Below are 6,314 nucleotides of genomic sequence, written 5' to 3'. Positions count from 1 at the left end.
ACCGTCACCGATCTGTCGCCGTCGCGGCTGGTGGCGCCGTTCAACGTCATGCTCAGCGTCACCGACTATGACGTCGACGAGCACTTCGAGGCGCGTGCCGTCGTCGATGTCGAACTGGTCCGCCTCTGCACCGAGCGGGCGGCGCCCGAGTGGCGGCAGCGCATCCTCAAGCTCGCCGTGGACGGGCGTGCCTTCCACGACGACCCGGTGGCCTTCCGGCTGCTCGATATCGAGTTCCACCAGGCGCTCAACCAGGGTGCCCACAACCGGCTGCTGACGGCCCTGTCGCAGGGGCTGTACGATGTCGGGCTCGATGTGCGCCGCGTCGCCAGCGCCGTGCCGGGAGTCATCGAAAAGAGCGTGGCCCAGCACGTCGAGGTCGCCGAGGCGGTGATGGCCGCCGATGCGCCGGCGGCCATGGCCGCCTATCGCCGTCACCTTGAACACGTCCGCGACACCACGATCCAGTCCATGGTCGCGGCCCGCCTTGCCGAGTGAGGATCAGATGCCCAAGCAGATTGCCTTCCGCATGAACCTGTTTCCCGGCCAGGCGGCCGAGTACCGCAAGCGGCATGACGAGGTCTTTCCCGATCTCGCCCAGGCCCTCAAGGATGCCGGTGTGTCCGACTACTCGATCTGGCACGATGCCGAGTCCAACCACCTGTTCGGCATCCTCACGCTGAGCGACGACAACACGCTCGACAAGCTGCCCGAACTCGAGGTCACCAAGCGCTGGTGGGCCTTCATGCGCGACATCATGGCGACCGATGCCGACAACGTGCCTGTGCAGATTCCCCTCAAGCGGGTGTTCTACCTGAAGTGAGCGCCTCGTTCCGGATCAAGGACGTCCGCGTCTACACGCTTGCGCCGGCCTCCGGCGCCGGCACCTATTTCAAGCCCGGCGATGCGCGGCACTGGCTGGTCGACAGCCTCATCTCGAACCCGATGTCGGGCTATCCGCGCTATCGCGAGAAGCGGTCGAGCTGGGGCATCGGGGTGCTCGGATCGCTGGTGGTCGAGATCGAGACCGAGGACGGGACGACCGGCGTTGCCACGGGGTCCGGCGGGCCGCCCGCGGCCTGGATGATCCGGCATCACTTCAGCCGCTTCCTCGTCGGAGAAGACGCCCGGAACATCAACCGCATCTGGGACGAGCTCTACCGCTCCTCGCTGCCGTACGGGCGCAAGGGCTTGCCAATCATGGCGATCAGCGCGGTCGACCTGGCGCTCTGGGACCTGGTCGGCAAGGTCCGCGGCGAACCGGTCTACAACCTCATCGGCGGGCTCAGTCGCGACGAGATCACCTTCTACTGCACGACGCCGGAGGCGCTCGCCATCAAGCAGCTGGGCTTCTGGGGCGCCAAGGTACCGCTGCCGCACAGCCCGTTCGACGGCGAGGAGGGGTTCGAGCAGAACATCGCCTTCCTCAGGCGCCACCGCGAGGCGGTCGGACCCGACTACCCGCTGATGGTCGACTGCTACATGTCGCTCAACGTCAACTACGCCATCCGGCTGGCCGAGGCGTGCCGCCCGCTCGGGATCCACTGGTGGGAAGAGGTGCTGTCGCCGGACGACGATGACGGCTATCGCGAGATCAAGCGGGCCCATCCCGATCTCAAGTGGACCACCGGCGAGCACGAGTACACGCGCTATGGCATGCGGCAGCTGATCGAGGAACGGCTCGTCGACATCCTGCAGCCGGACGTGATGTGGGTGGGTGGGCTGACCGAGACGCTGCGCATCGCCGCCCACGCCTCGGCCTACGATACCCCGGTGGTGCCGCATGGCAGCGGGCCCTATTCGTACCATTTCATCGCCAGCCAGACCGGGCCGGCCTTCTGCGAGTACGTGGCGGCGAGCGCCGATGGCCGCACCATTCAGCCCGTCTTCGGCCACCTCTTCGTCGGCGAGGACCTGCCGCAGAACGGTCGGCTGAAGGTGTCGGACCGGCCGGGCTTCGGCATGGAGCTGGCCGACCGCAACATGCTGGTGCCGGTGAGCTGAGGCGGGGCCGGAACCAGCGGCGGGGCAGCGGCTTGTACGGGGACTGAGCTTGACGGCACTGCGGCATTGCAGCGCTGCCGGATCGGTCGCAATATCGCTGAGTTGCCTCGCCGGAGTCGACCGAGGCTCAACCTCCCGGAGTTCGTACCGCCCGCCATGACCTTCTACCTGTTGCTGCTGCACCTGGGGGGCGCCATCGCACTGTTGCTGTTTGCCGTCCGCATGGTTCGGACCGGTGTCGAGCGCAGCCAGGAGCCGGCGCTCCGGCGGCTGCTACGCGACAGCAAGGGTGGGCGCATCCGGGCGGCGGGCATCGGCGCGGGGGTAGCGGTGCTGCTGCAGAGTTCGACGGCGGTCGGGGTGCTGGCGCAGGGGTTTGCCAGCACCGGCGCGCTCGGTCTCGAAACCGGCCTTGCCCTGATGCTGGGCGCCTATGCCGGCTCGGCACTGGTCGTCCTGGTGCTCTCCTTCGACCTCAGCCTGCTCGTCCCGGTCCTGCTGATCCTCGGCGCGCTGCTGTTTCTCAAGGGCAAGTCCCGTGAGCCCCGGCAACTGGGGCGCATCCTGATCGGGATCGCGCTGACGCTGATCTCGCTCGAAATGGTCGGACAGGCGACCGAGCCGCTGCGGGAAGCCGGCGCCCTGCCACAGATCGTCGCCTACCTTTCGGGCGACTTCGTCTCCGCCTTCCTGATCGGCGCCGGTTTCACCTGGCTGGTGCATTCGAGTGTCGGCTCGACCCTGCTGATCGTCACCCTTTGTGCGCGCGGGCTCGTCCCTCTCGAACTGGGGGTCTCGCTGATGCTCGGGGCCAATCTCGGCGGGACGCTGACGGCGTTCGGGCTCAGCCGTTTCGGCAGTCCGGCGGCGCGGCGGCTTGCCATCGGGCAGATCGGTTTCCGCGGGCTGCTGGCCCTCGTTGCGCTGCTCGCCTTCCACCTCCTCCAGCTCGAGGCGGTGGTGCCGGGCACTGCGGCCGGCCAGCAGGTGATCGGGCTGCATGTGGCGTTCAACGCCGTCGTGCTGCTGATCGGTCTGCCGCTCTGCGGCCTCGCCGCGCGCTGGCTGGAGCGGTTGGTCAGGGCGGCGCCGACCGATGCGCTCAACCCGCTCCCCGAGGCTCCGAGCTGTCTCGACCAGGCGGTGGTGGGCGTGCCGGCGCTGGCCCTCGCCAGCGCGACGCGGGAATTGCTGCGCATGGCCGAGATCATCGAGCGCATGCTGCAGCCGCTGATGGAGCTCTACGAGACCGGCGACGTCGAGAAGATCCGCCAGGCCCGGCGGCTCGAGGAAGCGGTCGATCAGGCGCAGTCCGAGATCAAGCTCTATCTGGCCAAGATCGACTACACGCGCGAAGACGAGGCACAGCGCGTGCAGGAGCTGTCGAGCTTTGCCATCAACCTCGAATATGTCGGCGACGCCATCAGCAAGACGCTGCTGAAGCTCGCCGAGACCCGCCGCGACCAGAAGCTCAGTTTTTCGCCGGAAGGCTGGCGCGAACTCAACGAGCTGCATCACCGGGTGATGACCAACATGCAGCTGGCCCTCAACGTGCTGGTGTCGAAGGATCGCGAATCGGCCCGGCAACTGCTCGTCGAGAAGGACGCCATGCGCTCGGCGGAACGCGAGAGCTACCGCCAGCACCTGGGCCGGTTGCGCACCGGAGCGGCGCAGAGCATCGCAACCAGCAATATCCACCTCGAGACCGTGCGGGCCCTCAAGACCATCAACTCGCTGTTCGCCAGCGTCGCCTACCCGATCCTGTCGGAGACCGGGGACCTGCTCGACAGCCGGCTGGCCAAAGGCCCGGGCTGAAAGCGGCCCGGCTGAGGTTCGCCGCCTATCGCAGCGCCCTCAGCGCGTTGAGGATCACCGCCACGTCGATCGCCTCCTGCACCATGGCGCCTGCCACCGGGGTGATCAGGCCGAAGGCGGCGACCACCATGCCGATGATCGAGAGCGCGAGCCCTCCCGCGACGGACTGGATGGCGATGCCGCGGGTGCGTCCGGCGATCTCCACCGCCCGCAGCACGCGATCGAGGTGATCGACGAGGATGACGATGCCGGCGGTCTGCGAGGATGCGGCGGAGCCTCGCGCGCCCATGGCAACGCCGAGAGTTGCCGCGGCCAGCGCAGGCGCGTCGTTGACGCCGTCGCCGATCATCATGGTCGCCGCCTGCTGGCTCTCGCGCCGCACCAGGTCGAGCTTGTCGCCGGGGGCGAGGTCGCCGATGGCCCGGTCGACCGCGAGCTTGGTGGCGACGCCGTCGACCACGTCCTGCCGGTCGCCGGAAGCGAGGACGATGCGCTCGACGCCATGCCGGCGCAGTCCGTCGAGAACGACCGCTGCGTCGGGGCGCAGCGGGTCGGCGAGGATGATCAGGCCGGCAAGCCGTCCATCCACGGCCACCGCCACGGTGGCTGCGTCTCCTTCGACCCCGTCGCGCAGGGAGTAGGGATCGCCGCTGCTGCGGCCGGCGACGTAGCGGCTGCCGCCCAGCACGACGCCGCGCTCTCCGACCCGGCCGGCAAGCCCGGTCCCCGCCTCCTCGAGGACTTCGGTCGGCGGCGTCAGCGGCAGGCCACGCCGATGCGCCTCGGTGACGAGCGCCTCGGCAATGACGTGGTGCGAGGCCTGGTCGAGCGAGGCCGCGAGCCGCAGCAGTTCATCCTCCGTCCAGCCCTCGGTCAGGCGCACCGCGGCCACGCGGGCGCGACCGTCGGTGAGGGTTCCGGTCTTGTCGAGGATGGCTGTCCGTATCCGGGACAGCGTCTCGAGGGCGCCGCCGTCCTTGATCAGCACGCCCTGCCGCGCCGCCTTCGAGATGCCGGAGATCAGCGCCATGGGGAGGGCGAGGATCAGCGGGCAGGGGGTGGCGATCACCAGCACCGCCAGGGCCCGCAGCCGATCGCCCGTCAGGCCCCAGGCGAGCCCCGCGATGGCGAGCGTGAGCAGCAGGAACCAGACCGCCAGCCGATCGGCGATCCGCACCGCCGGCGCCTTGCTGTTCTGCGCCGTCTCGACCAGCTTGACGATCTGCGCATAGGTGCTCTCGGCGGCCGGTCGCGCCACCGCGAGGTCGAAGGCGTTTCCGGCATTGGTCGTGCCGCTCATCACCTCGTCGGCGCGGCGGCGATGCGCCGGCAGGGCCTCGCCGGTGAGGGCCGATTCATCGAGCGCGGCGGTGTCGGAGAGCAGCGTGCCGTCGACAGCGACGGTCTCTCCCGATCGCACCAGGATGCTGTCGCCCGGGCGCAGCGCCTCGATCGGCACCTCTTCGAGCCGGCCATCGGCGTGCCGCATGGCGGTGCGCGGCACGCGACCGAGAAGGGCGGTCATCTCGCGTCGGGCCCGGCCCTCGGCAAAGCTCTCGAGCAACTGTCCGCCGGCGTACATCAGCGCGACGACATTGGCCGCGAGCGGCTCGCCGAAGGCGAGGGCCGAGGCCATGGACAGCGCCGCGACCAGATCGAGCCCGACCTGACCCCTGGCGAGCGACGTCACGATCTCCGCGGCGAGGCCGGCAAGCACGGGGAGGGTGGCGGCGAACCACAGCCAGCCACCGAGCTCGGGAGCCCCGGCCAGATGGGCGATCCCGCCGGCCAGCAGCCCGGCGAACGCGATCGCCGCCAGGGTCAGCCGGATGGTGGCCCGGGACGGAAGATGTGCGGTCCTCGGGGGTGTCGGTGAGTCGCTCGTCGTCAGGCCGCCCTCCCTTGCTGCGGTCACGTTGGCGACGGCGCGCCCCGGGAGTCAACGGCGCCACATTGTCACGCCCGGCGGCCTCACCGCTCCTGGGCGAAGTGGCGCAGGGTCCGCAGCGCGATCAGGGTTTGCCACCGGCCGGGCTTGCCGGCCTGTTCCATCCGAAGGTGCAACTCCCCGGACATCAGCGAGGTGGATTTCCAGCGTCCGTCCGGCGTGCGCCGGGCGCGGACGATGTCGAGCGCTTCATCCATGCGCGGGTCATAGACGGCGCCGACGAAGCGGAAATGGTCGAGCGCCCGCAGCACATTGTACTTGTAGCGCGGCGGGAAGGGGAAGCGCAGGAAGTCGTCGTTGATGATCTCCCCCGTCCGGTGCGAGCGGAACAGCCGGTGCACCAGCAGGAACTCGCGGGCCGCGGCGCTCGCGGCTTGCACCTCGTTCAGCCGGTAGCGGTGCCCGGCCGCCTCATACTCGGCAAAGCCCTCGAGCACGCAGATCGTGGTGTGCATCGAGGCATGATGCACCGGTCCGCGCTTGATGTCGCAGTTGAAGCCGCCATCGGCCAGCCGGCGCTCCAGGATGTAGTCGATCAGGCGCCGCA

5 protein-coding genes and 1 pseudogene are annotated in these 6,314 nt (G+C 69.2%); 4 read left to right on the top strand and 2 right to left on the bottom strand.

Features of this window, described 5'->3' with window-relative positions:
• The 4 genes from ACE3TU_RS17630 to ACE3TU_RS17615 all read left to right on the top strand — a co-directional run.
• Positions 1-498: FadR/GntR family transcriptional regulator (locus ACE3TU_RS17630; RefSeq protein WP_374626567.1), on the top strand; the 498-nt coding region annotated here is incomplete at its 5' end.
• Between the two features lie 7 nt (positions 499-505).
• The gene (gene rhaM / locus ACE3TU_RS17625) at positions 506-823 is read left to right on the top strand and encodes an L-rhamnose mutarotase (protein WP_374626565.1); all 318 of its coding nucleotides are present in this window, start codon (positions 506-508) and stop codon (positions 821-823) included.
• A complete protein-coding gene (gene rhmD / locus ACE3TU_RS17620; RefSeq protein WP_374626563.1) occupies positions 820-2,004 on the top strand; it encodes an L-rhamnonate dehydratase in 1,185 nt (394 codons plus the stop codon). The genes rhaM and rhmD overlap by 4 nt, the downstream gene beginning before the upstream one ends.
• 156 nt (positions 2,005-2,160) lie before the next feature.
• Positions 2,161-3,819 carry a Na/Pi cotransporter family protein gene (locus ACE3TU_RS17615; protein WP_374626561.1) on the top strand — a complete coding sequence of 553 codons (1,659 nt, stop codon included), beginning with the start codon at positions 2,161-2,163 and terminating at the stop codon, positions 3,817-3,819.
• 25 nt (positions 3,820-3,844) lie between these two features.
• Here the strand turns inward: ACE3TU_RS17615 and ACE3TU_RS17610 are convergent, their stop codons facing one another.
• Together ACE3TU_RS17610 and ACE3TU_RS17605 are read right to left on the bottom strand one after the other, a co-directional pair.
• Positions 3,845-5,734 carry a heavy metal translocating P-type ATPase gene (locus ACE3TU_RS17610; RefSeq protein WP_374626559.1) on the bottom strand — a complete coding sequence of 630 codons (1,890 nt, stop codon included), beginning with the start codon at positions 5,732-5,734 and terminating at the stop codon, positions 3,845-3,847.
• Positions 5,735-5,790: 56 nt separating this feature from the next.
• Positions 5,791-6,314 (bottom strand): annotated as a pseudogene (locus tag ACE3TU_RS17605) (squalene cyclase); the annotation flags it as partial.

It is taken from the genome of Devosia sp., from assembly GCF_041917035.1.
Lineage (GTDB): Bacteria > Pseudomonadota > Alphaproteobacteria > Rhizobiales > Devosiaceae > Devosia_A.
The sequence above is the reverse complement of the archived record's forward strand: the minus strand, read 5'-3'. Positions and strand labels throughout refer to the sequence as shown.

Excerpts from the sequence above, each read along its gene's own strand:
- rhaM (WP_374626565.1), top strand. The coding sequence starts at position 506 with ATGCCCAAGCAGATTGCCTTCCGCATGAACCTGTTTCCCGGCCAGGCG.
- ACE3TU_RS17615 (WP_374626561.1), top strand. The coding sequence starts at position 2,161 with ATGACCTTCTACCTGTTGCTGCTGCACCTGGGGGGCGCCATCGCACTG.